The 26,560-nt window shown below is 44.0% G+C and carries 26 protein-coding genes; 16 read left to right on the top strand and 10 right to left on the bottom strand.

What is annotated here, in order from left to right:
• Window positions 1-86 precede the first annotated feature (86 nt).
• Window positions 87-848: a hypothetical protein gene (locus FZC79_RS11460; RefSeq protein ID WP_252183311.1), complete on the top strand. Its 762-nt coding sequence runs from the start codon at window positions 87-89 to the stop codon at window positions 846-848.
• Between the two features lie 139 nt (window positions 849-987).
• Here FZC79_RS11460 and bshB2 read toward each other — a convergent pair whose 3' ends face one another.
• The 5 genes from bshB2 to FZC79_RS11435 all read right to left on the bottom strand — a co-directional run bounded on the left by bshB2 (window position 988) and on the right by FZC79_RS11435 (window position 4,867).
• Window positions 988-1,671 carry a bacillithiol biosynthesis deacetylase BshB2 gene (bshB2, locus tag FZC79_RS11455; protein ID WP_148946926.1) on the bottom strand — a complete coding sequence of 228 codons (684 nt, stop codon included), beginning with the start codon at window positions 1,669-1,671 and terminating at the stop codon, window positions 988-990.
• A gap of 27 nt (window positions 1,672-1,698) precedes the next feature.
• Window positions 1,699-2,046 carry a YojF family protein gene (locus FZC79_RS11450; protein ID WP_148946925.1) on the bottom strand — a complete coding sequence of 116 codons (348 nt, stop codon included), beginning with the start codon at window positions 2,044-2,046 and terminating at the stop codon, window positions 1,699-1,701.
• Window positions 2,047-2,177: 131 nt separating this feature from the next.
• On the bottom strand, window positions 2,178-2,696 hold the full coding sequence (locus FZC79_RS11445; protein WP_148946924.1) for a CBO0543 family protein: 519 nt from the start codon (window positions 2,694-2,696) through the stop codon (window positions 2,178-2,180).
• Window positions 2,697-3,022: 326 nt separating this feature from the next.
• Window positions 3,023-3,346 carry a general stress protein gene (locus FZC79_RS11440; protein ID WP_148946923.1) on the bottom strand — a complete coding sequence of 108 codons (324 nt, stop codon included), beginning with the start codon at window positions 3,344-3,346 and terminating at the stop codon, window positions 3,023-3,025.
• A gap of 75 nt (window positions 3,347-3,421) precedes the next feature.
• Window positions 3,422-4,867, bottom strand: coding sequence for a phospholipase D family protein (locus FZC79_RS11435; protein ID WP_148946922.1), 1,446 nt, complete (start codon window positions 4,865-4,867; stop codon window positions 3,422-3,424).
• A gap of 107 nt (window positions 4,868-4,974) precedes the next feature.
• Between FZC79_RS11435 and FZC79_RS11430 the strand changes: the two genes are divergently transcribed.
• The 4 genes from FZC79_RS11430 (at window position 4,975) to FZC79_RS11405 (ending at window position 8,163) form a co-directional block, all read left to right on the top strand.
• Window positions 4,975-5,730, top strand: a complete 756-nt coding sequence (locus tag FZC79_RS11430; RefSeq protein WP_252183310.1) for a DUF4230 domain-containing protein — start codon at window positions 4,975-4,977, stop codon at window positions 5,728-5,730.
• Between the two features lie 17 nt (window positions 5,731-5,747).
• On the top strand, window positions 5,748-6,419 hold the full coding sequence (locus tag FZC79_RS11425; protein WP_148946921.1) for a uracil-DNA glycosylase: 672 nt from the start codon (window positions 5,748-5,750) through the stop codon (window positions 6,417-6,419).
• A 1,048-nt stretch (window positions 6,420-7,467) separates the two neighbouring features.
• The gene (locus FZC79_RS11410; RefSeq protein ID WP_148946918.1) at window positions 7,468-7,764 is read left to right on the top strand and encodes a YwdI family protein; all 297 of its coding nucleotides are present in this window, start codon (window positions 7,468-7,470) and stop codon (window positions 7,762-7,764) included.
• A gap of 27 nt (window positions 7,765-7,791) precedes the next feature.
• Window positions 7,792-8,163, top strand: a complete 372-nt coding sequence (locus FZC79_RS11405; RefSeq protein ID WP_148946917.1) for a DUF423 domain-containing protein — start codon at window positions 7,792-7,794, stop codon at window positions 8,161-8,163.
• Window positions 8,164-8,363: 200 nt separating this feature from the next.
• On the opposite strand, the gene gerQ is transcribed toward FZC79_RS11405, so the two are convergent.
• Both gerQ and hemQ read right to left on the bottom strand, forming a co-directional pair.
• Window positions 8,364-8,735, bottom strand: coding sequence for a spore coat protein GerQ (gerQ, locus tag FZC79_RS11400; protein WP_397541118.1), 372 nt, complete (start codon window positions 8,733-8,735; stop codon window positions 8,364-8,366).
• A 535-nt stretch (window positions 8,736-9,270) separates the two neighbouring features.
• Window positions 9,271-10,014 carry a hydrogen peroxide-dependent heme synthase gene (gene hemQ, locus FZC79_RS11395; RefSeq protein WP_148939342.1) on the bottom strand — a complete coding sequence of 248 codons (744 nt, stop codon included), beginning with the start codon at window positions 10,012-10,014 and terminating at the stop codon, window positions 9,271-9,273.
• A 281-nt stretch (window positions 10,015-10,295) separates the two neighbouring features.
• On the opposite strand from hemQ, the gene pta reads away from it, so the two are divergent.
• Window positions 10,296-11,267: a phosphate acetyltransferase gene (gene pta, locus FZC79_RS11390; RefSeq protein WP_148946915.1), complete on the top strand. Its 972-nt coding sequence runs from the start codon at window positions 10,296-10,298 to the stop codon at window positions 11,265-11,267.
• A gap of 115 nt (window positions 11,268-11,382) precedes the next feature.
• On the top strand, window positions 11,383-12,222 hold the full coding sequence (locus FZC79_RS11385; RefSeq protein WP_148946962.1) for a lipoate--protein ligase family protein: 840 nt from the start codon (window positions 11,383-11,385) through the stop codon (window positions 12,220-12,222).
• 879 nt (window positions 12,223-13,101) lie between these two features.
• Here the strand turns inward: FZC79_RS11385 and FZC79_RS11380 are convergent.
• On the bottom strand, window positions 13,102-13,905 hold the full coding sequence (locus tag FZC79_RS11380) for an RsfA family transcriptional regulator (protein ID WP_148946913.1): 804 nt from the start codon (window positions 13,903-13,905) through the stop codon (window positions 13,102-13,104).
• A 297-nt stretch (window positions 13,906-14,202) separates the two neighbouring features.
• Here FZC79_RS11380 and FZC79_RS11375 point away from each other — a divergent pair, with 297 nt between their 5' ends.
• Window positions 14,203-15,504: an HD domain-containing protein gene (locus FZC79_RS11375; RefSeq protein WP_148946912.1), complete on the top strand. Its 1,302-nt coding sequence runs from the start codon at window positions 14,203-14,205 to the stop codon at window positions 15,502-15,504.
• Between the two features lie 134 nt (window positions 15,505-15,638).
• On the top strand, window positions 15,639-16,145 hold the full coding sequence (locus tag FZC79_RS11370; RefSeq protein WP_148946961.1) for a YwgA family protein: 507 nt from the start codon (window positions 15,639-15,641) through the stop codon (window positions 16,143-16,145).
• Between the two features lie 766 nt (window positions 16,146-16,911).
• Here the strand turns inward: FZC79_RS11370 and FZC79_RS11365 are convergent.
• Complete coding sequence (locus tag FZC79_RS11365) at window positions 16,912-17,100, bottom strand: 2-hydroxymuconate tautomerase (RefSeq protein WP_113930583.1); 189 nt, start codon at window positions 17,098-17,100, stop codon at window positions 16,912-16,914.
• A 178-nt stretch (window positions 17,101-17,278) separates the two neighbouring features.
• Here FZC79_RS11365 and FZC79_RS11360 point away from each other — a divergent pair, with 178 nt between their 5' ends.
• On the top strand, window positions 17,279-17,941 hold the full coding sequence (locus FZC79_RS11360) for a site-2 protease family protein (protein ID WP_148946911.1): 663 nt from the start codon (window positions 17,279-17,281) through the stop codon (window positions 17,939-17,941).
• A 216-nt stretch (window positions 17,942-18,157) separates the two neighbouring features.
• Entirely contained in the window at window positions 18,158-18,667 is a 510-nt protein-coding gene (locus FZC79_RS11355) for a YwhD family protein (RefSeq protein ID WP_148946910.1), read from the top strand.
• A gap of 354 nt (window positions 18,668-19,021) precedes the next feature.
• Here the strand turns inward: FZC79_RS11355 and FZC79_RS11350 are convergent, their stop codons facing one another.
• Window positions 19,022-21,091 carry a transglycosylase domain-containing protein gene (locus FZC79_RS11350; RefSeq protein WP_148946909.1) on the bottom strand — a complete coding sequence of 690 codons (2,070 nt, stop codon included), beginning with the start codon at window positions 21,089-21,091 and terminating at the stop codon, window positions 19,022-19,024.
• Between the two features lie 223 nt (window positions 21,092-21,314).
• Between FZC79_RS11350 and speE the strand changes: the two genes are divergently transcribed.
• From speE to FZC79_RS11325, 5 genes are all read left to right on the top strand, one after another.
• A complete protein-coding gene (gene speE, locus FZC79_RS11345) occupies window positions 21,315-22,145 on the top strand; it encodes a polyamine aminopropyltransferase (protein ID WP_148946908.1) in 831 nt (276 codons plus the stop codon).
• 131 nt (window positions 22,146-22,276) lie between these two features.
• Entirely contained in the window at window positions 22,277-23,149 is an 873-nt protein-coding gene (gene speB, locus FZC79_RS11340) for an agmatinase (protein ID WP_148946907.1), read from the top strand.
• A 487-nt stretch (window positions 23,150-23,636) separates the two neighbouring features.
• Window positions 23,637-24,098: a DUF1934 domain-containing protein gene (locus FZC79_RS11335; protein WP_148946960.1), complete on the top strand. Its 462-nt coding sequence runs from the start codon at window positions 23,637-23,639 to the stop codon at window positions 24,096-24,098.
• Window positions 24,095-25,765 (top strand): arginine--tRNA ligase, encoded by a 1,671-nt coding sequence (argS, locus tag FZC79_RS11330; protein ID WP_148946906.1) that lies wholly within the window; start codon window positions 24,095-24,097, stop codon window positions 25,763-25,765. The genes FZC79_RS11335 and argS overlap by 4 nt, the downstream gene beginning before the upstream one ends.
• A 160-nt stretch (window positions 25,766-25,925) precedes the next feature.
• Window positions 25,926-26,105 carry a XapX domain-containing protein gene (locus FZC79_RS11325; RefSeq protein ID WP_148946905.1) on the top strand — a complete coding sequence of 60 codons (180 nt, stop codon included), beginning with the start codon at window positions 25,926-25,928 and terminating at the stop codon, window positions 26,103-26,105.
• The last annotated feature ends 455 nt before the right edge of the window (window positions 26,106-26,560 follow it).

The following is a 26,560-nucleotide window of genomic DNA, read 5'->3' as shown; positions in this document are numbered from 1 at the left end:
CATCATATTGGATAGAATATCCAAAACAAGCAGGAATATTTATATGAATCTAGTAGTTATACAAAAAGACACTGAGGAGGATTCATTTGCAGGCACCAGAAGAGATCCTAAAGATTTGGAGAAAATTTGATGATTTTCCGATGGAGACACTTACCAAAGCGTGGCTCCATAGCAGGGGAGAAGGCAGGCAGCGGGATACAGGGACTATGAAGAGTCACTTGGAGCGCTATGGAATCACTGGGAATTGCTTTGATTTAGCACTTTGGCTTCTGGATAAATTTCAGCAAGGTGAAATGGAGGCGTATCCGATCGGTCACGATCTGAATACAGACAAAGCCCATGTGGCCGTGGTGGTGCTGGATAAAACCGGGAACAGATATCTGTGTGATTTGGGTGATCAGTGGCTTCAGCCTGTGTTAATTGAAGGGAACCATTCTCTATTTGTTACTGGCAAACTTGAAGGTTTTTTTCCGGCGAGCGATATCGAGGTCTTACCAGGGGAATCAGCAGTTGAGGTTCTTTATCACCGTCCAAACGGGAAAACCTCCAGGCAAGTCTACGAACTGACCCCGATAAACATGGATACATTTATGGAGGCTGCAAACCGATCGCAGAGTAATGTAAAGTCTGAACCGCTCCTGGAGGTCAGGATTCCTTATAAAAATGAAATAGCCCACTGGGAGTTCTGTGATTGGAAGAGTTTCCTCAGCACGACGGAGGGCAGGGTTTATGACCCACCATTGTTTTCGATTACAGAGTGGGTGGAAAGAATTCATGGAAAAACCGGATATGATAAGGAGATGCTTGAGGAAGCGTTGATTTTCTATCAGAAGAAGAGGAAGCATTGAGAGTATAAGTGATACTATTATCCCCAAAAAATAGTAGATAAGAATTAAGAAAAGACCAAATCATTTGTGATTTGGTCTGCTGGCTGGCGTTCATTAAATTGTGGTCTTCTATTCCTCAATAAAAAATGTAAGACGTGGTTTATTCCACGTTGTCATTTTCCCATTGGTAGGTCCAGAAGTGCTCAGTAGTAACCCACTTCAATGCTTCCGGATCCTGGGCAGCAATGCCTTTTTCAATCTGCGGAAGCATCCAGGCTGTCTGGGAGCTGTGTGCTTTCATAGCCGCTAACTTTTGGTCTTTAACGGAAGTAATGTCATAGACAACATCCGGCTTCCCGATAAATTCCTGGCAATTATTTGAGAAAGCCAGGCAGTGAAGCTTTGGACGAGCTGTTTTGGGAAGGCGGCGGACAGCCCTTACAACAGCTCGTGCGGTTGCTTCATGGTCAGGGTGAACAGAATATCCTGGATAGAAGGTGATGATCAGGGAAGGTTTTAATTCCTGTATCAGTTCTGTCACCATGTTGGCCAGCTTCTCGTCATTTTCGAATTCCAGGGTTTTATCTCGATAACCCATCATACGCAGGTCCGTGATCCCCATTACTTCTGCCGCATTTTTCAGCTCTTCTTTGCGGATGAGCGGAAGGGATTCTCTTGTTGCAAAGGGAGGATTCCCAAGGTTCCGGCCCATTTGCCCCAGTGTCAGGCATGCATAGGTAACAGGGGTGCCGCTTTTAATAAACTTTGAAATCGTTCCCGAAACCCCGAAAGCTTCATCATCTGGATGAGGAAATATAACGAGAACGTGATTTTCTTTTTGCATACTGTAACCTCCTAAAAATGGCTGTGCCTACTCAAAAGGTGTCGGACTGATCTGCAGGGCCACTGCGAGCTTGCCGTCATGGTCGTGACCTGCCATCAGCAGCTGGTTCTTGTCTGTTTTTTCAAAATGGGTGAGGCCTTCCGCGTAGATCCAGCCGATATCAAGCTTCAATCCTGCTCTGAAAGGACCGTCGCCGACAATCTTTCCGTGCTCATAATTTACTAATGCGTTCCGTATGTAAGCTCCTGCAGAGAAGAAATCTTCTTTGAAATGTGAGGCATATGCTCCGTTGGTCGTTTCTAAATGGATATAGACATCTTTTCGGGCGAATTCATTAATCAGGCCCTGAACCTTTGCCAGCGTTATAGGTTCCATACTCTGCCTCCTTAGATGATAAATCGATCTTATTACATTTCATTTTACTAAAATCACCACTAGATTGCGAAAACAACGTCTCTGATATTCATATAACAGAAAAAACCGGCAGAGTCAGCCGGAGAAATCTTTCATTTTAAAATATCGATAGTCAAACCGAAGACGTTCCAAAGAAAAATTAAATTCAGTAGAGATAAAAACCAGGCGAGTGGCGGATTTTTATAATGTATGCTGAGAACGACAAAGATCACGATATCTAAATAAAAGGACCAAAGCAGGTTCCAGCCATTATGGTGGGTGATCATTCCGGCTTCAAAGGCAATTACTTCAATGCCGAAATAAATGAGTACCCAGAGTCCAATCCAGAAAATTCTCTTGGATTTGTTCTGGGGAAGACGGCCTAGAAAAATAAGCGTCGTAGCCCAATACCGTATGATCATTTTGATGAGGGAAATGACGGTATGATTGGGAAGATAGCTTCTATCGAATGAAGGCTGAAAAAGCCACATGGATTTGTTGTAGAGCAAGTATTGATACAGCAGGTCGCCCACCAGGAAGAAGAGGAAGGTCGGATAATAGTCCCGCCAGTTCTTCCAATCGCCCCATTTAATGACTGCAAGTAAGAAAGAGAAAAATAATAAGGTATGCATTTTGGCTTACTTCCTTTTTGGTCTTTTTTACATTTTTTACCTTAAAGCAACTTTCTATTCTTTTTGAGTAATAAATGAGTCTTTTTCTTCAGGCAACGGTTACTCATAAGGCTTTTGAAATATGTGTCAGTTTCTTAAATGTATCCTTTTTTAAAACTATCCCAGCTTGTTAGGGGAGCGGTAGTGCAGACACAGTTCGAACTAAGTCTTAAAAAAACCAATATCTTTAGGAATCATAAAAAAATGGCCCCCATTAGGGAGCCATTTTCAGGTTAAGAAATTCAAGGTTAAGATAAAAAGCCGGTTGTGCTGCAGTCAGACAAAAATTAATCTTTGCTGCCGACGACAACTACTTTGCCTTTATCGAGTTCTTCCTCGTAACGATCTGCTTCTGCATCCGTTAATCCAAGGGAGCTCATTTTGGAACGAAGCTCGTCTCCACGCTTTTTGAAAGTGTTGCCCAGCGAATCAAATACTCCTTGTTCGCCCATGCCGACGCTTTCCGTATTAGTTCCTTCTGTTAGATCCTTTGAACGTTCTTTGTCATGAGCAAAGATATAAATATCGTCTTTCTCGTAACCTTCACGATTCAGATCTTCAATGACCTTTGTTGCCTGTACTCCGTTTTCAACTGTTTCTACTTTATACATTGTTACAGCCTCCTCTATAATTTTGATGAAGCGGTATATCTTCTATTTACCCGGCTGATGGAAGATTAAACAATCTCAATAGGTGGTGAAATTTAGCAGCTGCTGAATTCGGTACCCGATATATTTCAGCCAGGGAATGTCATATTCTTTTTCACTGAATTTTTCAGTATATAGTGCGTCTTCATTAGTCCATATTCTGTTGAAATAGTCCGAAAGTTCCTGATTAACCTCTTGATCAAGAGGGGTTTCCACCCATAGATTGGTTTCGAGGTTAAGATCCTCAAAGTTCCTTGAAGTATAGTTAGTCGATCCGCCAAGGATGATGGCTTTATCTGGCTTTTTAATATATAGAAGCTTTGTGTGATACTGTTCCATTTTTGTGTTATACCAGCGGATTTGAATATTCTCTTCACCGCGCTCTTCCAGTTCGGCTGCAACTGGGATGTTGGGCAGCCCCATTTTCTGGCTCCCAAAAGCATTTTGGTTTGGATCGAGGATAATTCTTACATCCGCTCCTCTGCGGGCAGCCTCGACCAGCCTGTCAATGACTTTCCGTTCGGCTAGATAGAACATGCCCAGCCAGACAGTATCTCCATTACCTGCTTTATCCAGCTCAGCCAATGCCCTCTTATAGATTTTCCCTTCCGTCAGTACCTGTACCTTTATACTGCCGCCAGATTCTTGGCTGCCTTGAAAGTCCGGAAGCTGTGGTCCGTCCGAGTACCGGGCAGCCGCTTTTTCAGTCTTAAGTATATCTCCGATGATAGGCCCTCCGACTTCAAAGGCAATATTGGAATGAAACCCGCTCGCATTATGAGGGTTTGCCGAAGTGATGAGAGAGGATTGGTCAGTAATCACGACCTTTCGATGGTTGGCTTTGATATTCAGTAGTTCCAGATAGGATCGGACTGTTACATTCGGCGCTGTGGAGGCCAAGGGATTAGGAAGCCAGCCCTCTTCTTCAGGCTCTGATTGGAACCATTGAAAAAAAGTTCTCCAGACTGCACTGTAAACAAAGTTGGAGTCTCTTAACGGGTTCAGGTCTGTATACATCACCTTGATTCCATTATCTTTTAGGCTCTGTACTTCAGGAGCAGGGTGTGACCCATAAGTGGTATTAATATGATCAGTAATGAAGACGATTTCCATTTCTGGGTCACTTTTCTTCTTTTTAATAAGGGCTTTGGTCAGGTTTCCTGCTAAATCAGGCATCTCATGTTCTCCATCATAATAACTGTTAAAAAGGAACATATCGATGACGATGAAATCCTCTGCTTCCGCAATCATCTCATTGATCCTCTGGAATATTCTTGCCTCATGATGGAAATCGCCAGAGTGATCTTTAAAAGAAAGGTCATAGATGAAATTTACGTCATCCGTCCGAAAGACTTGCCCTTCATAGGAGGTACCTTCAGGGAGAGGCTTGTGAGTTTGGTAGAACATAATCGCACCAAAAAATACCAATACGAGGAGCGCCGCGATTACATTCCTCGTAGTAAGCCGGTTCATCAACTGTTTCATAGGCTTTCCTCCAATAAGTAGTAACTATTCCTTTACCCTCTTTTAAATTTATGTATTCCAACTTTCGGCAATATTTTCTATAATATGAACAGAGGATGGTGAACTAGTTGAAAAGTAACGAAAGTAGAATAAGAGAGATAGAAGCTCTCTTGGAAGAATTGAAGGACAGCAGTCAGCAGACAAGCGCCACGGCGGTTTTAAATAGAGGGAAAATAAAGATGCCTTTCTTCAAGGCAGCAGGAGCAATCTTCAGTGTTTGGAAAAGCAAGTTTCTCATCATGCTTCTCATAGCGGTCATTGTGATAGCAGGCCTTTCGATTGGCATGTATTCCTGGTTTTCCGGCAGTTCCTTTCAGGAGGAGCAGGGGTCTTTTGTCGAACAGATCAAAGACATGAACTCACTGGCAACAGCTCAAGCCTTTACGAAGGCGGTCATTGAACAGGAAGATAACAAGATTTTTGGAAAAGAGATATCAGCAGATGTACCAGGGACGAAACGAAAACTGTTATTGGTAGTACCGGGAACCGTCCTGGCCGGAGTCGACCTGAAAAAAGTATCAGAAAATGATATTTTAGTAGATGAAGAGGGAAAAGAAATGACAATAGAACTGCCAAGAGCTGAAATCCTGCAGTCTCCTTCTCTTGATACGGAAAACATCAAAACATTTTCCGTGGAAGGGATTTTCAGAAGTGATGTGGACTGGGAGGAAGGATTCGGACTTGCCCATGCGGCCAAAGAGCTGATCCAGCAGGAAGCGATCGACCAGGGATTGCTGCAAACGGCAGAAAAAAATGCCGAAAAATCACTAGAAGAATTTTTCGGACAGCTCGGCTACAAAGTAACAATCGAATATAAAGGGTAGCATGAAAGGGTGTTATCGTGACTGACAATTTTACGAACGATTGGAACGATGTACTGAAGGACGAAATGGAGAAGTCCTATTTTGTTCATATGAAAGAGTTTCTTGAAGAAGAGTATCGGACCCAAAGAGTATTTCCAGAGAAGCGTAATATCTTCAATGCAATGAATTCTACAGCCTACAAGGATGTTAAAGTCGTTTTGCTTGGCCAGGATCCTTATCATGGGGAAGGACAAGCTCACGGGCTGAGCTTCTCTGTTGAAAAAGGTGTGAAAGTTCCCCCGTCACTGAGAAACATCTATAAAGAGCTTCAAGATGATATCGGATGTGAAGTGCCGGAACACGGAAATCTGAGTAAATGGACGGAGCAGGGAGTACTTCTCCTGAACACTGTTCTGACAGTCAGGAAGGGCAAGGCCCATTCTCATAAGGGAAAGGGCTGGGAGATATTCACTGACAAGGTGATTCAACATCTTAATCACCGGGAAAAGCCGCTTGTCTTTATGTTATGGGGAAAACCGGCGCAGGAAAAGCTGAAGCTGATTGATGGTGAAAAACACTTCATCATACAATCGCCGCATCCGAGCCCATTCTCCGCAAGGAAAGGCTTCTTTGGAAGCCGGCCTTTCTCAAGGGCCAATGAGTGGCTGAAAAGAAATGAGGAAGAAGAAATTGACTGGTGTATTGAATAAAAGCAGCATTTTCAGACAATATCATCCATGTTTCACGTGAAACAATGGGAGGGATGGCGAACCAAAGCGGTAATTGGCTTTGGTTCGTTTTCTTTATATGGGTAGTTTAGCTTTTTAGAGTGGGTTAGGACGGAAGGTTGTAACATACACCTCCAGTGAAGCGACTAGTGGCATATGCAGCGGATTTGTAATACAGCAAAACAAATTTAAGTACACAGCAGCAACTTGAAACGTCCCTTGAGAATAAGAATCAACTGTTTTATGTATATAGAAAAATTGAGAATTGATAGGGCTGGGTATTTGCCTGCTAGGTAGGGCTGACCAAGGGGCTTCCTCCTAAGATATTCAGTCCTGTGAATAATCCTATGGAAAAGACTCATTATCTAAAGATTGGTGCCTTTGAATGCTATTTTACCCTCTTCCACTTTTACTTATGAGGATTGGAGCGGAAGGCGGACGACCTCCTGCGGGACTAGCGGGACAGGTGAGACCCCGCAGGCGCAGCCGAGGAGGCTCACCGCCCGCCCCGCGGAGTCGTCCACCTGGAGCGGAAATCCATTACTTCTTAATAACCCACAGTTTTTGGGGATAAAGCGTAAGAAAAAGAGTACCAGCCACAATTAGCATAGGATAGGCAAATCCGCGATAAGTTTGATAGAATAGGGAAGAATGCTGGATAGGGAGACGAGAGAGTTGCCAGAGAAAAAGAAAATCAATTGTTTTCAATGCCAATACTTTTACACAACATGGGAACCGGCTCATCCACGGGGCTGTAAAGCATACGGATTCAAGACGAAAGCCATGCCCTCCCTGGTCGTCTTTCGTTCTTCAGGAGAAAGCTGCTTGAAGTTTACTCCGAAAGGCAAACAGGGGAAGTGATCTCCGGCCGGCTTACTACTTTTACAGGAAATGCTATGATCTTCATTAACACAGAGTGCTTATGCAGAGACCGTATTTAAGGCAGGGTAAGTCCACTTACGGTTGTAAAAACAGTGTCTTGAAAACCCATGAGAAACAAAATAAATACCTACATGTAAGGAGGGACACGATGAATATATCTCATGTCTCATTAATCAATAAAATGGAGCAGGAACTCCTTAAAGCAAAGAAAGCGGAAAGACCGCAAAACATCAGGGAGCACATCAACTCCATCAAGGCTTTATGTGAAGTGATGCTGGAAACCGAAAGTGCCGGTTACAGCCAGCAGTCTTTTCCAAAAGAAGTGCCAGCTCAGCAAATGACGATGCCTGCTGTCAACCAGCAGTCCCAGTCAGTGAGGATCACGGAAGAAAGCAAGCTGGAGACGGACGATGGAGCCAACGGTGACTCGCTGTTTGAATTTTAATATGTATAAATGGGAGTGGTAGAGGGTATGAAAACATTTATTATTATAGGAGCAATCAATGCATTTCTTTCAGTAGCATTGGGAGCTTTCGGTGCTCACGCGCTGGAAGGGAAGATTTCTCAGAAATACATTGACACATGGAACACAGGAGTACTTTACCAAATGTTTCATTCAATCGGGATTTTGATCATTGGAGTGCTTGTTGGCAACATCGCCGCCGGTTCAATGCTTAACTGGTCAGGCTGGCTGATGTTAGTCGGGATTGTGTTATTCTCCGGAAGCTTGTACATATTGAGCCTGACAGGAATCAAGGTGCTCGGGGCCATCACGCCTCTAGGAGGGGTAGCCTTCCTGATCGCATGGGTGCTGCTCATTATTACTGCTGTAAAATCTATGTAAGTGTGTTTTACACTTTTTCTTAGGAAAAATTATAAAAAACCTGCGCGCCTGATGGTTCGCAGGTTTTTTTATTGCTTAGAAATTCTAAACTCAACCTCTGCAGACAATTTTAACTATGTTTTTCACGCTCAGCTTCAGCGCCTCTCCCCTCAGGTTGGGCAAGGCGCTGAAGCTTTTGTTCTTGGCCGGAGTTCTGTCTTTTATCTTGGTGAGTAAGAAACAGTGGGAGCTCCTGCACCAAACGGATATTCATATTCAATTTCTTCATCAAATGTAATGTAGTCAAGATAAATCATTGGCAGCAGGTAGCGCATTCCTGTTTGAGGATCGCTCAAGATAAGGTGATCACGACCTGCAGCTTCAATAATTCCTTTGAAAATCTTAGCATTCCATTCTCTGTTGTTTTCGAATGTCATATAAACTGTAGCGACTTTCCCCTTGTTCAGACGAAGAATGTTCTCAATGTAAGATTCTTCTACAGGCAGCTGGCCGGGAAAATTCTGTGACGGACTCTGAGCGCTGGTTGGCTGAGGAACTTGCATTCCCTGGCCGCCGTAATACTGACCTCCCATATAGTTCTGGGGCTGGCCGTAATATGGGGGCTGAGTATAGCCGTATCCATAGGGATTTGAGCTGGTTGATTGTTTCACAATGTAGACCTCCTTGAGTAATCATAATCCTTCAATTTGAAGGTAGTTCACTTCTGGTTCACAAAGCACAGTAATTTTCTCTAAGACTCTCTTTTATATAAAAATAAAGCAGATGATGATAAAGAGAGTATGCTCTGATTTCACTATTTCATTTTTATGTAGGGATAGGCTGGAATATTCCAGGTGGATGGAGAATGTGCATGGACAAATTTTAGATATCTCTTTCAGGGCTGGTGAATTTACTAAGTAAGCCATTGGCAGGCGGAGGCTGAAAAGCCCTGCGTATTTTGACTTTAGTTGAGTATGTTATGAAAGGCATTTAAGTTTCCTGGGGACTGTGTTTCAAGAAAATAAAAAGGTGGAGGAAAGGAGGATGATGGGTTCAAGCTGCATCAGGGATAAGAGAAAAGTGTAAAAAAGGCCAAACAGATGAAGTCTGTTTGGCCAGAGCGTTAAATTATACAGATAAGAAATGGGATATCTTTTCTTCTTCAAGAAGGTTTCCTACGAAGAAAGTGCCGAAATCGCCGTAGCGTGCGCTGACTTCGTCAAAGCGCATTTCGTATACAAGCTTTTTGAATTGAAGGACATCGTCTGCAAACAACGTGACTCCCCACTCATAGTCATCAAAACCGACTGAACCGGTGATGATCTGCTTTACTTTTCCTGCGTATTGGCGGCCGATCATACCATGGCTGCGCATCATGCTGCGGCGTTCTTCCATCGGCAGCATGTACCAGTTGTCGTTTCCTTGGCGGCGCTTGTCCATTGGGTAGAAGCACACATGCTTGGCCTTTGGCAGGATCGGGTAAAGACGCGCGCGAACATGCGGATTCTCATAAGGATCTTCACCGTCAGCAAGGTAGTTGCTCAACTCAACAACTGAAACATAGGAGAACGTAGGAACAGTATATTGAGCGATCGTCAATTTATTGAATTCAGTTTCAAGTTCATTCAGTTCTTCCATCGTCGGGCGGACAATCATCATCATGAAGTCTGCTTTTTGGCCGACAATCGTGTAAAGCGCGTGGCTTCCTTCTTCTTGCGCTTGTGTCTTGTTCATTTTTTCAAGGAAACCATGAAACTCATTGATTGCATTTTGTCTTTCATCGCTCGAAAGCATTTTCCAGGAAGTCCAGTCCATTGCACGGAAGTCATGCAAAGAATACCAGCCATCTAACGTTTGTGCCGGTTCACTCATGTGTATCACTCCTTATAAACTAGTATGCACCCTTACTATATCATAGTTTGGCCCAATTACCTGAATAAGAATCTTGGCTGAAAAAGGACATTTTATACTAGTGATTACGACAAAACTGCATACAGGTGTCCTTAAAAGGGAACAATAAAGCAGGTTAAAAAGGATAAAATTTTCTAAAAACAAAAACAATTACATTGGAAACGCTGCCACTGTCCGTTATTCTTGAAATCTCCCGGCAGAAGAGTATGCTAAAAGTGGATAAATGAAGGAGGGCTTAATTTATGAGCAATCTATTTGAAACGCTTCAAGCAAAAGTTAAAGGAAAAGACCTGAAAATTGTTTTTCCTGAAGGGCAGGATGAAAGAATTCTGAGCGCGGCTTCTCGCTTAGCCACAGAAGGAATCCTTACACCTGTCATCATTGGAAATGCCGGCAATGTCCAGGCGAAAGCAAAAGAGGTGAACGCTTCCCTCGAAGGCTGTGAAATCCTGGACCCGTCTGACAATGAATTCATGGAAGAACTTGTACAGGCATTTGTCGAAAGAAGAAAAGGAAAAGCGACTGAAGAAGACGCTAAAAAAATCCTTCTCGATGAAAATTACTTTGGAACGATGCTCGTTTATACGGGTAAAGCACATGGTCTGGTCAGCGGCGCGGCACATTCAACAGCAGATACTGTCCGCCCAGCACTTCAAATCATCAAGACAAAAGAAGGTGTGCGCAAGACTTCAGGCGTTTTCATCATGGTCCGTGAAGATGAGAAATATGTCTTTGCCGATTGCGCGATCAACATCAATCCTGACAGCCAGGACTTGGCTGAAATCGCGATGGAAAGTGCGAAAACAGCTGAAATGTTCGATATCGATCCTCGTGTGGCGATGTTAAGCTTCTCTACAAAAGGATCAGCAAAGTCGCCTGAAACAGAAAAGGTAACGGAAGCAGTAAATGTTGCGAAGGAAAAAGCGCCTCATTTAACATTAGACGGCGAATTCCAATTTGATGCGGCCTTTGTTCCTTCTGTTGCAGAGAAAAAAGCACCTGATTCGGTCATTAAAGGTGACGCCAATGTATTCATCTTCCCAAGCCTGGAAGCAGGGAATATTGGATACAAGATCGCACAGCGTCTTGGAAACTTTGAAGCAGTGGGCCCGATCCTTCAAGGGTTGAATGCTCCGGTCAACGATCTTTCCCGCGGCTGTAATGAAGAAGATGTGTATAAGTTAGCACTGATTACGGCAGCGCAAGCGCTATAACAGCAAGTTAACGGTCTCCATCATTGGGGGCCGTTTTTTAATGAGGATTCAACCTGTTAAAGGGGATATGATATAATAATCCCCATGATATTCGAAGGAGAACGAAACGATGGATATGCAGAAAAATCACTCATTGTTATTACAGCCGGAATGGAGGATCATCGATCAATCCAGCCTGGGACCGATATTTGATGCCCTGCAGTCATTTGCAATCGATGATACCCTGTGCACTTCAGTAGGAGCGAAAACATCACCAGCCACAGCGAGATCTTGGGTTCATCATGACACGATCGTGCTTGGAATTCAGGATACTAAACTCCCCGCACTGGAAGATGGCTTGAAACTGCTGGAAGACCGCGGATACCGGTATATTGTCCGTAACTCGGGTGGGTTGGCGGTCGTTTTGGACGAAGGGGTCCTCAACCTCTCACTTGTGTTTCCCGATTCTGAAAAAGGGATTGATATCAATCGCGGGTACGATGCCATGCTGCAGTTGACAGAGGATATGTTCAAGGATTTCGCGGTCCACATTGAAGCAAAGGAAATCGTGAACTCTTATTGTCCAGGCAGCTATGACCTCAGTATAAGCGGCAGAAAGTTCGCAGGCATCTCGCAAAGAAGGATCCGAAATGGCGTAGCGGTGCAAATTTATCTTTGTGTAAGCGGAAGCGGGTCGGAACGGGCTAAAGTCATCAGGGATTTTTATTCAGCTGGAAAAAGGGAAGAAAGCAGCAAATTCATCTTTCCTGAAATCCAGCCCGAGGTCATGGCCTCCCTTTCAGAACTTCTTGGTGTGGAATTAACGATTCAAGATACAATGCTCCGATTTTTTCAGTCCCTGAAAGGGTTCAGCGGGAAAATCTACGCAAGCCAGCTGGAGGGCGATGAAATCTCTTTATATGAAGGCTATTTAGATAGAGTCCATCAGAGAAATGAGAAAGTATTAGAGAGATAGAAATCGGTGGTCCATTGGGCTGCCGATTTTATCTTCATCGCTTAGAGGTATCCTTTTGATCCAAGGTTTAAATTATCACTTCAAACAAAACAGCACTGGCCGCCGCGAGTGCTGTTTATTTTAAAAGATAAGAACGTATAAAATTTTTAAATTGAAAATTAGGCAGCGTTTCTGAATCCAGCGCCTAGTCCCTCAGGGGCAAATAACCCAAAGAGAATAAAAGGGAAGGAGGGGACTGAAAATCTATCGAATTTTATAATCTATTTGCTTTAATCTAAGATAAAGTCAACTATCCTTCATCAACTTTAGAATCCTTGGGAGTTTTTTATTTGCCTGCCACCGGTGGAAAGATAGAAGGGTGCTAATTAAAGGCACTGGCCGGTGGTGCTTAACTATGTAGTTCAGTGTTTTGGATAGAAAATAGAGGAAAGAGATTCCCTTATTTCTTACAAAACTCTAAGAAAAGCTAAAATAGAGGAATAAAGTTCCCTTAATTAGCTTAATCTGCTAGTAAAATTGTGCTTTTTATCATATAAGGGAAAATAGTTCCTCTATTTTCCCCGTAATAAGTTTGAAATTGGAGATAAGGGAAAAAAATTCCCTTGTTTACGGCTGAGCACCTAATTAAGAGAGTGACTGGACGATTTTTTCTCTCTAAAGCCCATTACATTATTCACCCAACCAGGCGGAGTGGGCTTCCTCAACAAAAAACCAGCACTCTTTCATAAACTTTTATGAGAAAGGCAGAATCGCTCTTGGAAGTGAGCGATTCTGCCTTTAAACAAATTTTGGACTTTTTCAGTGGCCTCAAGGAAAAACCGCCTTTTTTTCTCTTTGGAACATTTGCCTGTCGGGGCTGATCAAGGCGCTTGCGCTTTTTTATTCAGCTACTTTTTCAAGGTTGCCGTTTCGGTCCATTTTGAATCTTGGAGCTTTTCCTTCTTCATCCTCAAATAGTACAAGCTTTCTTGCACGGTTCATGATCTGCATCATGGTTTCGTAATCTTCCTGCATGGTCACTGTATTCTTTTCAAGTTCGCCGATTTTCTTTTGCAGATCGGCATTCTCGCGTCTGATTTCAGCATTTTCATGTTTCAATCTCTGATTCTCACTTTTTAAAATATCTGAGTGGAAATTCGAATGTGCCAGGTTTTGCAAATACATAATGACTTTTTCAAGAGACATTTCCATTCTGCCTTGAACCGGTTCGCGCTTGGCAGCTGGTGCAGTGTAGACCGGTGCTCCCGCAGAAGGATTCACTTCATCAACTTGGACTGTTTCTTCTGCAAATTCTGTATCGGCTTCCATGGTTTCCATAACCGGACTAGTATACTCTTGTTCTTCTTCGCTCATTTCAGAAGACATTGATAGAGACATTGCGTCGATTTCATCATATGAAGGTGCCGGGGGCTGATATAACAACTTCTTCTTGCCGCCCTGGTCTTTGCCGAGCAGGCGCTGTCTCTGTTTGCGCTGTTTCTTCGCCAGGCTCAATGCTTTTTCATATTGGTGGCGGACTACAGCATTCCAGCGAAAACCGCATGCGGCGGAAGTGCGGTTCAATTTGTCCCCTACCTCTTCAAACGCGTTCAGCTGTGTGCTGCCTTCTCTTACATGGCGTAAAACCGTTTCGGCTAATAACAGATCATCTTCTTCTGTCCAGGCATCCTGTCTAGATTTCATTTATTCCAACTCCCTTATTTTAGTAACTTTTCTTACTAGAAGTTTGTACAAAATAAATAGAATCTATACGAATATGTTAAAATTAATTTTTTCTAATAGTTTCGTTGTTCTTCTGCCCGGGAAGGGTACTTTGAGTCTGTCAAGAGCCGTTTCTGGAGCAAAAAATTTTTAGGGCATTTAATCCTTGAGATATAAACAATTTTCAGCAATTCTATTTATTTTTCGACAGGCTTCGAGATGTTTTTATAAAAAAAACCGTCTATAATGGATATATGTTAGACAGGAAGAGGGTAAAGGATGGAATATTCCAAATTGAAGTTGCATGAGGAAAAAGTTTTTAAAGACCCTGTTCATCGTTATGTACACGTGAAAGATCAGGTCATTTGGGATTTAATCGGGACAAAGGAGTTCCAGAGGCTGAGGCGGATCAGACAGCTCGGAACCACTTATTTGACGTTCCATGGCGCAGAACACAGCCGTTTGAATCATTCCCTCGGTGTCTATGAGATTGTCCGCCGGATTGTAGACGATGTCTTTCAGGGCCGGCCGGAATGGAGCCAGGATGAGAGACTTTTAAGTTTATGTGCTGCATTGCTTCATGATTTAGGTCATGGACCTTTTTCCCATTCTTTCGAAAAGGTCTTCCATCTCGATCATGAGCATTTCACACAGGAAATTATTCTGGGAAATACTGAAGTTAACCAGGTCCTTTCAAGAGTAGGCAGTGAGTTTCCCAAGCATGTTGCTGAGGTCATAGCGAAAACCTATGCCAACAAGCAGGTCGTCAGCCTGATTTCCAGCCAGATCGATGCTGACAGGATGGACTATTTGCAGCGCGATGCCTATTTTACAGGGGTCAGCTACGGCCACTTCGATATGGAGCGGATCCTGCGCGTGATGAGGCCGAGGGAAGACCAGGTCGTCATTAAGTCGAGCGGGATGCATGCAGTGGAGGATTACATAATGAGCCGTTATCAGATGTACTGGCAGGTGTATTTCCATCCTGTTACGCGGAGTGCGGAAGTAATTCTGACTAAAATCCTTCATCGTGCAAAAGACCTTTATCAAGATTCGTATGCTTTCAAATATGATCCTCTCCATTTTTATTCCCTCTTTGAAGAGGACGTATCACTTGAGGATTATTTAAAGCTGGATGAAGCGGTGATCATGTTCTACTTCCAGACATGGGAAGAGGAGGATGATCCTGTGCTGAGCGACCTCTGCCGCCGCTTTATGAACAGAAACCTTTTCAAATACGTTGAATTCGATCCAGCGAAGGAATACAAGAAACATAGTGAGCTGGAAACGCTATTCAAAAAAGCCGGAATCGATCCGGAGTACTATCTGGTCGTCGATTCATCATCGGATCTTCCGTATGATTTTTACCGGCCGGGGGAAGAAGAGGAGCGTCTGCCGATTCATTTACTGATGCCGGGCAACGACTTGAAGGAATTGTCCAGGCAGTCTGATATCGTGGACGCGATCTCAGGTAAAAGACGAACAGACCACAAACTCTATTACCCTGCCGATTTTTTATATGATGAAACATCCAAGAAAACCATCAAAAGACAAATCCGTTCCATTTTGGAACTCGATTGATTCATAGTGAGGCTGTCTCATAAGCCATAGCCGGAACCGCGGTTGCAGAATTGGGTCCGGAAACTTCTGAGACGGCCTCCGTGCACCTAATGGCGGAACACCGAGTAATTTTTGAAGTAGGAGATGAAGTAAAAGTGTTAAAGGATCACACGAAATTAATGAGTGCATTTTTGGCTTCCGGGGAAATTACCGGCAGAAAAAAACTGCAGAAAATGATATATATTGCCAAGAAATTATCGTTCCCTTTTCAAGAAAAATTCCAGTTTCATTTCTACGGTCCTTACTCTGAGGAGCTGACCCTTCGAGTGGAAGAACTATGTAACATGGGCTTCATCAGCGAGCTCAAAGAGAAAAAAGGCGGCTACTACCAATACCGTTACACCGTGACAGAAGAAGGACAGGGCTTTTTGAACATGTATGAAACGGACATGCCGTTCCTGAAGGACTGCCTGGAGGCCATGAACGAGCAGCCTTCCCGTTTCCTGGAACTCGTATCAACAGTGTTATATTTCGATAACCTGCCTCGTGAAGAAGTGGAAGAAAAGATCTTTACCCTGAAGAGCAAGCAGAAGTATACGGTAGAAGAAATCGATACTGCCTATGAATATATCGAATCACTGAAAGAGAAGATTGTGCAATAATCTCGGAGCCTGTCACTGATGTGGCGGGTTTTTTTGTTATGCGGAGACCCTTTGGTGAGGAAGGATCGGGCGGTATGGATTTTCGGGTGGGAGTCTGGGTTTTAGAGACCTGGAAAGAGTAAGGTTAGCAGGGGAAAGGTGTCAAGGAGGTTTTTAGAGACCCATGGTCAGTGAAATTTTCTGGGAAGCGGTGTCAAGGAGGCTTTTAGACGCCCAAGTGCTGGTGGGAAAGTGAGGAAGAGTAACCAAAAAGCTTCTAGGTGCCCAAATGGTAGTGGATAAGCAAGGGAAGGTAACCAAGGGAGCTTCTAGGTGCCTAAATGGTGGTGGGAAAGCAAGAAAAGGTAACCAAGGGAGCTTCTAGGGGTCCAAATGGTGGTGGGAAAGCGAGAAAAGGTAACCAAGGGAGCTTCTAGGTGCCCAAATGGTAGTGGGAAAGCAAGAAAAGGTAACCAAGGGAGCTTCTAGGTGCCCAAACACTGGTGGGAAAGCAAGAAAAGGTAACCAAGGGAGCTTCTAAGTGCCCAAATGGTAGTGGGAAAGCATGAAAAAGGTAACCAAGAAAGCTTCTAGGTGCCCAAATGGTAGTGGTAAAGCAAGAAAAGGTAACCAAGAGAACTTCTAGGGGTCCCAATACTGGTGGGAGGTCTCAAGGGAGCTCACAGTTACACAAGAGCAGATAGAGTGAAATGGAGGCGAAGCTCAAAAAAAGCCGCCAGTCACATTGGACCGGCGGCTTTTCTGCTGAGACGGGAAAACAAAATGACTATTCTTCGTCACTTAGACGTTTTCCACCCACGGCATAATGATTCTTGCTCATTTCCTCTATGAATACGACGACTTTCTCTTCAGGGGCACCTGTTGTTTCGCTGACAGCTGCAGTTACCTTTTCGACCAGGGCTTTCTTTTGGTCCTCACTGCGTCCTTCGATCATTTTAACGGTTACATAAGGCATGGGCTTCGCTCCTGTTCTATAATTTTGTTACAATCATTATGGGGATATTGAGAAAAATATCTTCCAGTTAAAAGTTTATCGTATTTTCCAGAAGGAGCAAGTCTGGATGATAGAGAATATTTAGATAGAGATATTACCTATTTTTAAAATCATTTATGTATATGAAGGAGAACAGACATTGGACTTTTTAGCCTTTAATTTAGAAGAGCTTCCTTTCGTGATCATTGCCTTGATCCTGGCATTCACGTTTCACGAATATGCACACGCTTATGTAGCACACAAATTCGGGGATGATACCGCGAAGGATCAAGGAAGGCTTACCCTTAATCCGATTCAGCACTTAGATCCAATCGGGACCCTCTTTATCTTGATTGCCGGCTTCGGCTGGGCAAGGCCTGTTCCTGTGAACCGCTTCAACTTCAAGAAGCCGAAGCTGGCAGGGGTGCTTGTGTCGGTGGCGGGACCGCTGAGCAACTTCCTCATAGCGTTCATCGCTTACGGAATTTTTTATTTTATCATCACTTTTGGTTTCGGCACGGTCGTTCCCCAGTTTTTCATCGACCTTTTCAATATGATTGTATACCTGAACATCCTTTTGTTCATATTTAATCTATTGCCGTTTCCTCCCTTGGACGGCTACCGGATTATCGAGGACCTTGTTTCGCCCCGCCTGCGCTCAAAGATGTCGCAGTATGAACAATATGGCGTTCTGCTGTTTTTGATTTTGGTCATTACCCCTCTTGACCGTTACACGATCTGGCCGGTGATCAACGGCGGGATGAGTGCTGTGGGACAGACGTTCAATACGATTTACTATGCGGTATTTTCATTATTTTCATAAGGCTGTTTTCGGATATATTGTTGCTTTTAGAAAAATCCTAAAATCCGGATTTTTCCCCGGATACTAAGAGTTTTATCTCTTATCGAGGAAGAGCAGCTCTTTTTCTTTCGGTATTACCATATTTTTTCCTTTTTGAGATAGATATTTCTCAGAATAAGTATCAAATAGCAACAAAGTTTACGAAAAGATTTTCATAAAGCAGAAGGAGCGATATAGATGGATGAAAAAAAGAAGAGCAAAGTAGGCTTTAATATTATCAAAAATGACCCGACAGACGGGCACGGCGGCTTCGGAATCGGTTCTTTGAGCCTGGATAATGTATCCCCTGTATTCGTTGATGTGCAGGAAGGAGAAGCTTTTGTTGACATAGGTGCGATGCATGCCCGCAGTTCCGTGGAAAAAAGAATCAAATTCACGACTAATCGTGAAGATTCGGAAGGCGGTAAACCTTACTGGCTTGTCTGGGTGACCATCGACCGGAAAGCGGACGGCCCTTATTATGCCGGCGTGACAGCCTGTGAAATGGTCGTCAATACGGAAAAACGCAGAGGCTATAAATCCCTGCCTGAACACGTGAACCGGATGGATAAATCAATCAAGCGCCATATCATTGTCGATGACATGGATGACCGTTCAAAAGGCATCTTAAAAGACTACCTCATCAACCATGATAAAGGAATGTGGGAGAGATCTGAAGATAAACTGAAAGAAGGACTCTCTGTCTGAAATGTTCTTACAAATTATGACAATAGTTTGAACGAAATGTGACAGTTGTAAGAAAAAATCGTTCACATCTTGCTCATTGGCGAGAAAAAAAGTAAACTTAAATCACAGTTTGCACAAATCAAACTAGGACATGAAAGACCCCGGGTTCGCACAAACCCGGGGTTTTTCTTATGCTTTTTTAGATGGTCTTATGCTTATTGTTTACGCTTCAGCTGCGCGGCTCCGCTGTCACCCGGCCTCTTGGACAGCCCGGTGCACTTGATGAAGAATCGCGCCGGATAATTGTTGGCGGGCGGTTCGACAGCCTCTGATACCGGTTACAATCTCATACTGCGTCCCGTCCAGGAAACCAGTTTAGAACCACTCTGTCCATTTTTTATACCACGGTGTTTTCTCCTCTTTCGGCTCGGCCGCCGGCGGTTTAGCCGGAGTCTCTTCATGAAGATGCTCATCGCAGTATTCAGTCGGTTCAGTTCCTTTTACAAAGTACGTGAAGCGCTGGACCGGACACCCTTTGGTTGCGAGCTTTCCGTTATGCGGATTGACGAGATAGCCTTTGACATTTTTGGTTGGCTTGAATGCTTTGACAGGTTCGCCTTTTAAAGCCTCTTCCATGAAGTGGACCCAAATGTTTTTGGCATAGTATTTATCCTCTACTAGTGAAATTTCTTTTCCTTTATCATACCCGGTCCACACGCCGGCCGTGAGCTGGGGAGCAAACCCGATCATCCAGTTATCTGAATTGGTTGTGCCTGATTTCCCGGCATAAGGTCTTGTCGCATCTTTACGGATGGTGATCCCTGTCACAGTTGAATAGTCGTTCAGCTTGGGGTCAAAGATGCCGCTGAGCATGTGTGTCATGACATATGCGGCATCCCTGTCGAGAACCTGTTCCTTTTCCCATTTGTTTTCATAGATGGTTTCCCCGCTGAAGCCTTCCACCTTTGTAATGAAGACGGGACGGATTTTATACCCGCCATTGGCAAACATCCCATAAGCATTGACCATATCGATGACTCTTGCGCCGGAAGTTCCAAGGGCGGAGGACGGCACCTTTTTAACAGGTGTTGAAAGGCCGAATTTTTTGGCTGTATCGGTGAGCGTTTCTTCACCAAGGAAGAGGTGGGTCTTGACGGCATAGACATTATCCGAAATGGCAATCGCCTGAGCCAATGTAATGTCATCTCCTGCATACTTATTGTTAAAATTATGCGGGGTGTATTCACTTTGTCCGTCATCGAATTTGAACGTAGTCAGTTCGCTCCTCATCGTTGTAGAAGGGGTGAACCCTTTCTCGACCGCCGCATAATAAAGGAGCGGCTTGATGGTTGATCCCGGCTGCCTTACTGCCTGGACGGCTCGGTTGAAGGGACTTTCCTCATAATTCCTGCCCCCGACCATGGCGGTGACATGCCCGTTTTTCGGATTGATGGCCGTGAATCCAACCTGGATATCAGATTCCGGGCCGATCTCTCTTTCAATTACGTCTTCCGCTGCTTGCTGATGCTGCGGATTTAGTGTTGTGTATACTTTCAGGCCGCCAAGCTCGACGGTACGCTCATCAATGCCCAGTTGGTTCCTGAGAATATTTTTAACAACATCCTGGAAATAAGGAGCGGTTTCCACTGACTCATGCGGATATTTTCCGACAATTGCCAACGTTTTCGCCTTAGCCTGAGCGGCAACCTCATCTGTAATCATTTTATCTTCCTTCATGGCATTGAGGATGAGGCCCTGGCGTTCTTTTGCTTTTTCGAAAGAGTCAAGCGGAGAATAAAGGCTCGGCCCTTTTGGGATTCCGGCAAGCATTGCGGCTTCGGCAACTGTCAAAGCTTCTGCAGCCTTTCCAAAATAAAATTGGCTGGCGGCCTCGATCCCGTAAGCGCCGTGGCCATAATAAATCGTGTTCAAGTATCCTTCAAGAATCTCATCCTTGGAATAATTCATCTCCAGACGCAAAGTATAAAGAGCTTCTGAAATCTTCCTTTTCCATGTTTTATCATGAGTCAGAAAGAGGTTCCGGGCATACTGCTGCGAAATCGTCGAAGCTCCCTGGACTTTGGCCATTGCCTTCAAGTCGGCTAACCCGGCCGCCGTGATTCGTTTAAAATCGAACCCGTGGTGCGAGAAAAATCCTTTATCTTCAATAGCCAGTGTGGCATCGATTAAATCGGGTGAAATGTTCTCGAGGTGCACCCAGTATCTCTTCTCTCCGCTGTTGCTTTCGCCGATGATCGATCCATCAGCACCATAGAAAAGGGTGGACTGGGGAACAGCAAGAGGGGGAGGCCCCTGGATTTTGGCGTATGTCAATAAACCCGCTAGTCCAGCCAGGATTAACAGGGTGGAGAGCAGGCCCAGAATGATTGCGGCGCGCAAATATTTTTTGGTTTTTTGTAAACGGGAACTTGTGATGATTTCCAAGTGAATCCCTCATTTCCTATGAATCTGCCGTTTTATTAGTATTCATTATGGAAAGCAGGAGCTTTTTTTAAACATATAGGAAGAAAATTAATAATTATTCTTGTATTTTCGCCAAATTAGACTATACTTTTTCTCATGTTTGTATTTATGCAGTTGGGGAAGGATATTTATGATGATGCTTGTCCCCGGCCGCGAGAATTAATTAGAAAAGGAATGAAGTAAAATGGGTGGATTCTGGTTCACAGAGAAACAAACGGAAAACTTCGGAATTACAATGAAAATCAAGAAAACTTTACATACAGAGCAAACGGAATTTCAAAAGCTTGATATGGTCGAAACAGAAGAGTGGGGGAACATGCTGCTTCTTGATGACATGGTCATGACTTCTCAAAAAGATGAGTTCGTTTACCATGAAATGGTCGCACATGTACCATTGTTCACACATCCCAACCCGGAAACCGTGCTTGTTGTCGGCGGTGGAGACGGAGGCGTTATCCGTGAAGTGTTGAAGCACCCGTCTGTTAAAAAAGCAGTTCTTGCGGAAATCGACGGTAAAGTCATCGAGTACTCGAAAAAGTACCTTCCTGAGATTGCGGGCGAGCTTGAAAACGAAAGAGTGGAAGTACAGGTAGGCGACGGCTTCATGCACATCGCGAAAAGTGAAAATGAATATGACGTCATCATGGTGGACTCTACTGAGCCTGTTGGCCCGGCCGTGAACTTGTTCACAAAAGGATTCTACGCAGGAATCTCTAAAGCATTGAAAGAAGACGGAATCTTTGTTGCTCAATGTGACAACCCTTGGTTCAAGGCAGATTTGATTCGCCAGGTACAAAGCGATGTAAAAGAGATTTTCCCGATTACGCGTCTGTACACGGCAAACATCCCGACTTATCCAAGCGGCCTGTGGGCATTCACAGTCGGCTCCAAGAAACATGATCCTCTGGAAGTAAGCGATGACCGTTTCCATGAAATCGAAACGAAATACTATACAAAAGAGCTTCATAAAGCCAGCTTTGCACTGCCTAAGTTTGTAAAAGACTTAACGGAGTGAGAAGATTCTTTAATGCAGTAAAGCACTAAAAGGGACTGTCCCTCTTAGTGCTTTACAGTGATAGAGCGTATTTGGCGCTTATCCTATTGAATATTGTTACGTAGCATTAATTTTAAAAGGAGTGTTGAAAAATGCGCTTTGATGAAGCTTACTCTGGTAATGTGTTTATCGGCAGCCACCCTTCCTATGAAGACAGCCAAATTGTGCTGTACGGAATGCCAATGGATTGGACGGTCAGTTACCGTCCTGGGTCACGTTTCGGCCCTGCCCGTATCCGCGAAGTTTCGATCGGCCTTGAAGAATACAGCCCGTATCTGGACAGGGAACTGAAAGAAATCAAGTATTACGATGCCGGGGACATCCCGCTTCCTTTTGGGAACCCGCAGAAAAGCATCGATATCATTGAAGATTACATCGACGGCCTGATGAAGGATAACAAAATTCCGTTTGGCATGGGCGGCGAACATCTGGTTTCATGGCCAGTCATGAAAGCTGTTTATAAAAAACACAAAGATTTGGCCATCATTCATTTCGATGCCCATACAGACCTTCGTGAGAATTATGAAGGCGAGCCACTGTCACACTCTACGCCGATCAGGAAAATCGCCGAGCATATCGGACCCGAAAATGTATACTCTTTCGGAATCCGTTCCGGCATGAAAGAAGAATTTCAATGGGCGAAGGAGAACGGAATGCATATATCAAAGTTTGAAGTGCTGGAGCCGTTAAAAGAAATCTTGCCAACGCTCGCAGGACGTCCGGTATATGTAACGATTGACATCGATGTCCTTGATCCTGCGCATGCGCCAGGAACAGGCACGGTTGATGCAGGTGGAATCACCTCCCGTGAACTTCTGGCCTCCATCCATGAAATTGCCCGTTCAGAAGTGAACGTAGTCGGAGCCGACCTCGTTGAAGTGGCCCCGATTTATGACGCATCCGAACAAACAGCCAACACAGCCAGCAAGCTCATCCGCGAAATGATGCTGGGCTGGGTGAAATAGTATTTAAAGTTGTAACTGCCCTGGAGAGTCATGGATTCAATGGGGCGGTTTTTTTGTTTGGGTGACAGTCACCACCCGGAATTTGTCAGAAATTGTCGATTGAGCCGGAAGGAGAGCCGGTCGGTTGATTGTCGCCTGTCCAAGCAGGTGGTTGAAAAGAGGCTATTCGTTGAAAGAATGCTGTTTTTCGTTGATAGAAGTACATAATTCGTCGATAGGAAAGCAGAATTCGTTGATAGAAGGCCCATTTTCGTTGATAGAGCCCCTGATTTCGTCGATAGAGCGCCCAAGTGGCTGATAAAACTCTAAACCGGGTCAAAGAAGCAGCAATCACTTTGTTAGCAGACAGACTAGGTTCAGAAGAACAGCCCCAGAAAAGTATAGAAATAACCGAATTCCGCCCGTTTCATTGCAATTTTATCCGATTGTTCATATACTTAATGGGTTAAGGACGTACGTTTATGGCGAGCCAAATTTTACAAAGGATGTGAGAGGTTTGAAAGGTGGAGGAATTGAACAGACTGAGGTCAAAATTCACTTGAAAACCCGCATACAGCATGGTGAGGAAAAAGACTCTTTTGAATTGTTCTCGGATGGCAGATACTATGAAAAAGGAGATTCATTTTTCCTGAAATATGATGAAGTTCAAGAAGAAGGAACGATACATACAATCGTCAAGATGAAACAAGACGAAGAAGCTTTGATCCTGCGCAGCGGAGCAGTGAAGATGAGGATGGTTTTCAAGGAGGACGAGGAGCTGGCCGGCTCTTATGAAAGCCAGCTCGGAACATTGATGATCACAACGAAAACAACTAAATTGGCACACACTGGGGATAGAACCCGGAACCACGGTGAAATAAGATTGGCTTATCAGTTATTTATGCAGGGAAACCCGGTTGGAAAGTATGAGATGAACATTTCGTACAAGGAGGAAGGAAGAGAGCAATGAATATCGCACAAAAAGTACAAGAAAAATTAAAATCAGAAATCAGAGCGGCGGTCCTGAGAGCTGGACTGGCGACGGAAGATCAACTGCCTGATGTTATTTTGGAAACACCTAAGGAAAAGTCACATGGTGACTACTCTACTAACATGGCGATGCAGCTCGCACGTGTGGCGAAAAAAGCGCCGAGAATGATTGCGGATGAGATTGCGGCGAATATTGATCAGGGAGAAGCATCGGTTGAGAAAATCGATATCGCAGGCCCTGGATTCATCAACTTTTTCATGAAAAATGAGTACCTGACAGAACTTGTAGCAAACGTACTACAAGCCGGAGATGAATACGGCCGGTCAGAGGCAGGAAAAGGAGAAAGAATCAACGTCGAGTTTGTTTCAGCGAACCCGACTGGCGATTTGCATCTTGGACATGCCCGCGGTGCTTCTGTTGGTGACTCCCTGTGCAATGTGCTTGATAAGGCAGGCTATAAAGTAACCCGTGAGTACTATATCAATGATGCCGGTAATCAGATTCACAATCTGGCACTATCTGTTGAAGCGCGTTATTTTCAGGCACTGGGCCATGACAAGGCTGTTCCTGAAGACGGCTACCAGGGTGCTGATATTATCGGCATCGGGAAAAAGCTGGCGGAAGAATTCGGTGATAAATATATCGAATCTCCTGAAGAAGAGCGCTATACATTTTTCCGTGAGTACGGCTTGAAATATGAAATGGAGAAATTGAAAAAAGATCTAGAAGATTTTCGTGTGCCGTTTGATGTCTGGTACTCTGAAACATCTCTTTATGAAAATGGCAAAATCGACGATGCTTTAAAAGCACTCAAAGATAACAATCATGTTTTTGAAGAAGGCGGGGCGACCTGGTTCCGTTCCACAGAATTGGGTGATGATAAGGATCGTGTACTAATTAAAAATGATGGCACGTACACTTATTTAACACCGGATATTTCTTATCATCGTGACAAGTTTGAGCGCGGTCATGATATTTTGATCAATATCTGGGGAGCTGACCATCACGGATACATTCCGCGGATGAAGGCGGCTATTGAGGCGCTTGGCTATAACCGCGATCAATTGGAGGTTGAAGTGATTCAGCTGGTCCACTTGTTTAAAAACGGTGAAAAAATGAAGATGAGCAAACGGACAGGAAAAGCTGTGACGATGCGTGACCTGGTGGAAGAAGTCGGCCTTGATGCAGTGCGTTACTTCTTTGCGATGAGAAGCGCCGATACTCATATGGATTTCGACCTTGACCTTGCTGTGTCTCAATCGAATGAAAATCCTGTGTATTATGCGCAATATGCTCATGCCCGCATTTGCAGTATTCTGCGCCAAGCGGAAGAACAGGGAATCAGCTTTGAAGAGGGTGCAGATCACTCACTTCTGAAAGCTGAAAAAACAATCGAACTGCTGAAAAAACTGGGAGATTTCCCGGGAATCGTTGCAGATGCTGCTGAAAAGCGGACACCGCACCGTATCGCTAACTATATCAATGAGCTGGCATCTACATTCCACAGTTTCTACAACGCAGAGAAGGTATTGGATATGGAGAATCCTGAATTGACGAAAGCCCGCTTGTCATTGATTAAAGCAGTGCGTATCACGATGAAAAACGCATTGAAGTTAATCGGGGTCTCTGCTCCGGATAAAATGTAATTAAAAGCACGTTGAAAATAGTAAAAAGACGGCTGAAGGACAGTGCTTCGCCGTCTCTTTTTACATCATGAAATCACACTACGATATGAGTCCATTTATGAAAAATAGTTTGTTCTACACTGGGTAACCTAGGAACATAGACAATAATGGAGGTTACATGATGAAAACAGTATTATTAGCTGTATTGACAGGCTTTATTGTTGGCTTTTTATTTGCTCTTTTTAAACTGCCTATTCCTGCACCTCCGGCTTTTGCAGGTGTGGCGGGAATCATCGGCATCTACCTTGGCTTCAAAGTGTATGCCTGGGCACAGCCAATGATTGAGTCGATGATGAAATAAGTGGCTGCAGGTACATGGGGCAGACAGGCAATATTTAAACAGATAGATTTTAAATCAGGCATAATGGTTTTGTTTAAGAGAAGCTTATAAAATCCACAGAAAACCCCGGCAGACAGTCCGCCGGGGTTTTAACTATGCCTGTATAAAGATTGGAAAGAAATAAGCGGAAATTCTCCGGTTAAGCAGTGGAATAGAATCAGATTTGGCGTATATAAGCGGAGTTTTTCCGCTTAAGCACAGAAAAGTAGCCTCTTTTCTCATCTTTTATGTATATAAGGGAAATTTCTCCGCTTAATTTAGCTTTTTTACTGCTATTTTCATAAATAAGCGGAATTTCTCCCCTTATTTCTCCCTAAAATTGATTGGCATGCTTTGTCGCGGGTTTAATATAAACACAGTGACAGAGATTGGAACAAAATTGCGAAGTCATCATCGAATCGCCGATCTTCGTGATT

Origin of the sequence: Rossellomorea vietnamensis, assembly GCF_008180615.1 — a bacterium.
Lineage (GTDB): Bacteria > Bacillota > Bacilli > Bacillales > Bacillaceae_B > Rossellomorea > Rossellomorea vietnamensis_D.
This window is presented reverse-complemented; position numbering and strand designations above follow the sequence as displayed.

What these genes read in the sequence shown, in the direction of transcription:
- FZC79_RS11440 (WP_148946923.1), bottom strand. Translation starts at nt 3,346, where the DNA reads ATGTATAAAGTAGAAACAGTTGAAAACGGAGTACAGGCAACAAAGGTC.
- FZC79_RS11435 (WP_148946922.1), bottom strand. Translation starts at nt 4,867, where the DNA reads ATGAAACAGTTGATGAACCGGCTTACTACGAGGAATGTAATCGCGGCG.
- pta (WP_148946915.1), top strand. Translation starts at nt 10,296, where the DNA reads ATGAGCAATCTATTTGAAACGCTTCAAGCAAAAGTTAAAGGAAAAGAC.
- FZC79_RS11325 (WP_148946905.1), top strand. Translation starts at nt 25,926, where the DNA reads ATGAAAACAGTATTATTAGCTGTATTGACAGGCTTTATTGTTGGCTTT.
- FZC79_RS11450 (WP_148946925.1), bottom strand. Translation starts at nt 2,046, where the DNA reads ATGGAACCTATAACGCTGGCAAAGGTTCAGGGCCTGATTAATGAATTC.
- FZC79_RS11410 (WP_148946918.1), top strand. Translation starts at nt 7,468, where the DNA reads ATGAATATATCTCATGTCTCATTAATCAATAAAATGGAGCAGGAACTC.
- bshB2 (WP_148946926.1), bottom strand. Translation starts at nt 1,671, where the DNA reads ATGCAAAAAGAAAATCACGTTCTCGTTATATTTCCTCATCCAGATGAT.
- gerQ (WP_397541118.1), bottom strand. Translation starts at nt 8,735, where the DNA reads ATGGGAGGTCAGTATTACGGCGGCCAGGGAATGCAAGTTCCTCAGCCA.
- speB (WP_148946907.1), top strand. Translation starts at nt 22,277, where the DNA reads ATGCGCTTTGATGAAGCTTACTCTGGTAATGTGTTTATCGGCAGCCAC.
- argS (WP_148946906.1), top strand. Translation starts at nt 24,095, where the DNA reads ATGAATATCGCACAAAAAGTACAAGAAAAATTAAAATCAGAAATCAGA.
- FZC79_RS11380 (WP_148946913.1), bottom strand. Translation starts at nt 13,905, where the DNA reads ATGAAATCTAGACAGGATGCCTGGACAGAAGAAGATGATCTGTTATTA.
- FZC79_RS11365 (WP_113930583.1), bottom strand. Translation starts at nt 17,100, where the DNA reads ATGCCTTATGTAACCGTTAAAATGATCGAAGGACGCAGTGAGGACCAA.
- speE (WP_148946908.1), top strand. Translation starts at nt 21,315, where the DNA reads ATGGGTGGATTCTGGTTCACAGAGAAACAAACGGAAAACTTCGGAATT.
- FZC79_RS11375 (WP_148946912.1), top strand. Translation starts at nt 14,203, where the DNA reads ATGGAATATTCCAAATTGAAGTTGCATGAGGAAAAAGTTTTTAAAGAC.
- FZC79_RS11445 (WP_148946924.1), bottom strand. Translation starts at nt 2,696, where the DNA reads ATGCATACCTTATTATTTTTCTCTTTCTTACTTGCAGTCATTAAATGG.
- FZC79_RS11355 (WP_148946910.1), top strand. Translation starts at nt 18,158, where the DNA reads ATGGATGAAAAAAAGAAGAGCAAAGTAGGCTTTAATATTATCAAAAAT.
- FZC79_RS11385 (WP_148946962.1), top strand. Translation starts at nt 11,383, where the DNA reads ATGCAGAAAAATCACTCATTGTTATTACAGCCGGAATGGAGGATCATC.
- hemQ (WP_148939342.1), bottom strand. Translation starts at nt 10,014, where the DNA reads ATGAGTGAACCGGCACAAACGTTAGATGGCTGGTATTCTTTGCATGAC.
- FZC79_RS11405 (WP_148946917.1), top strand. Translation starts at nt 7,792, where the DNA reads ATGAAAACATTTATTATTATAGGAGCAATCAATGCATTTCTTTCAGTA.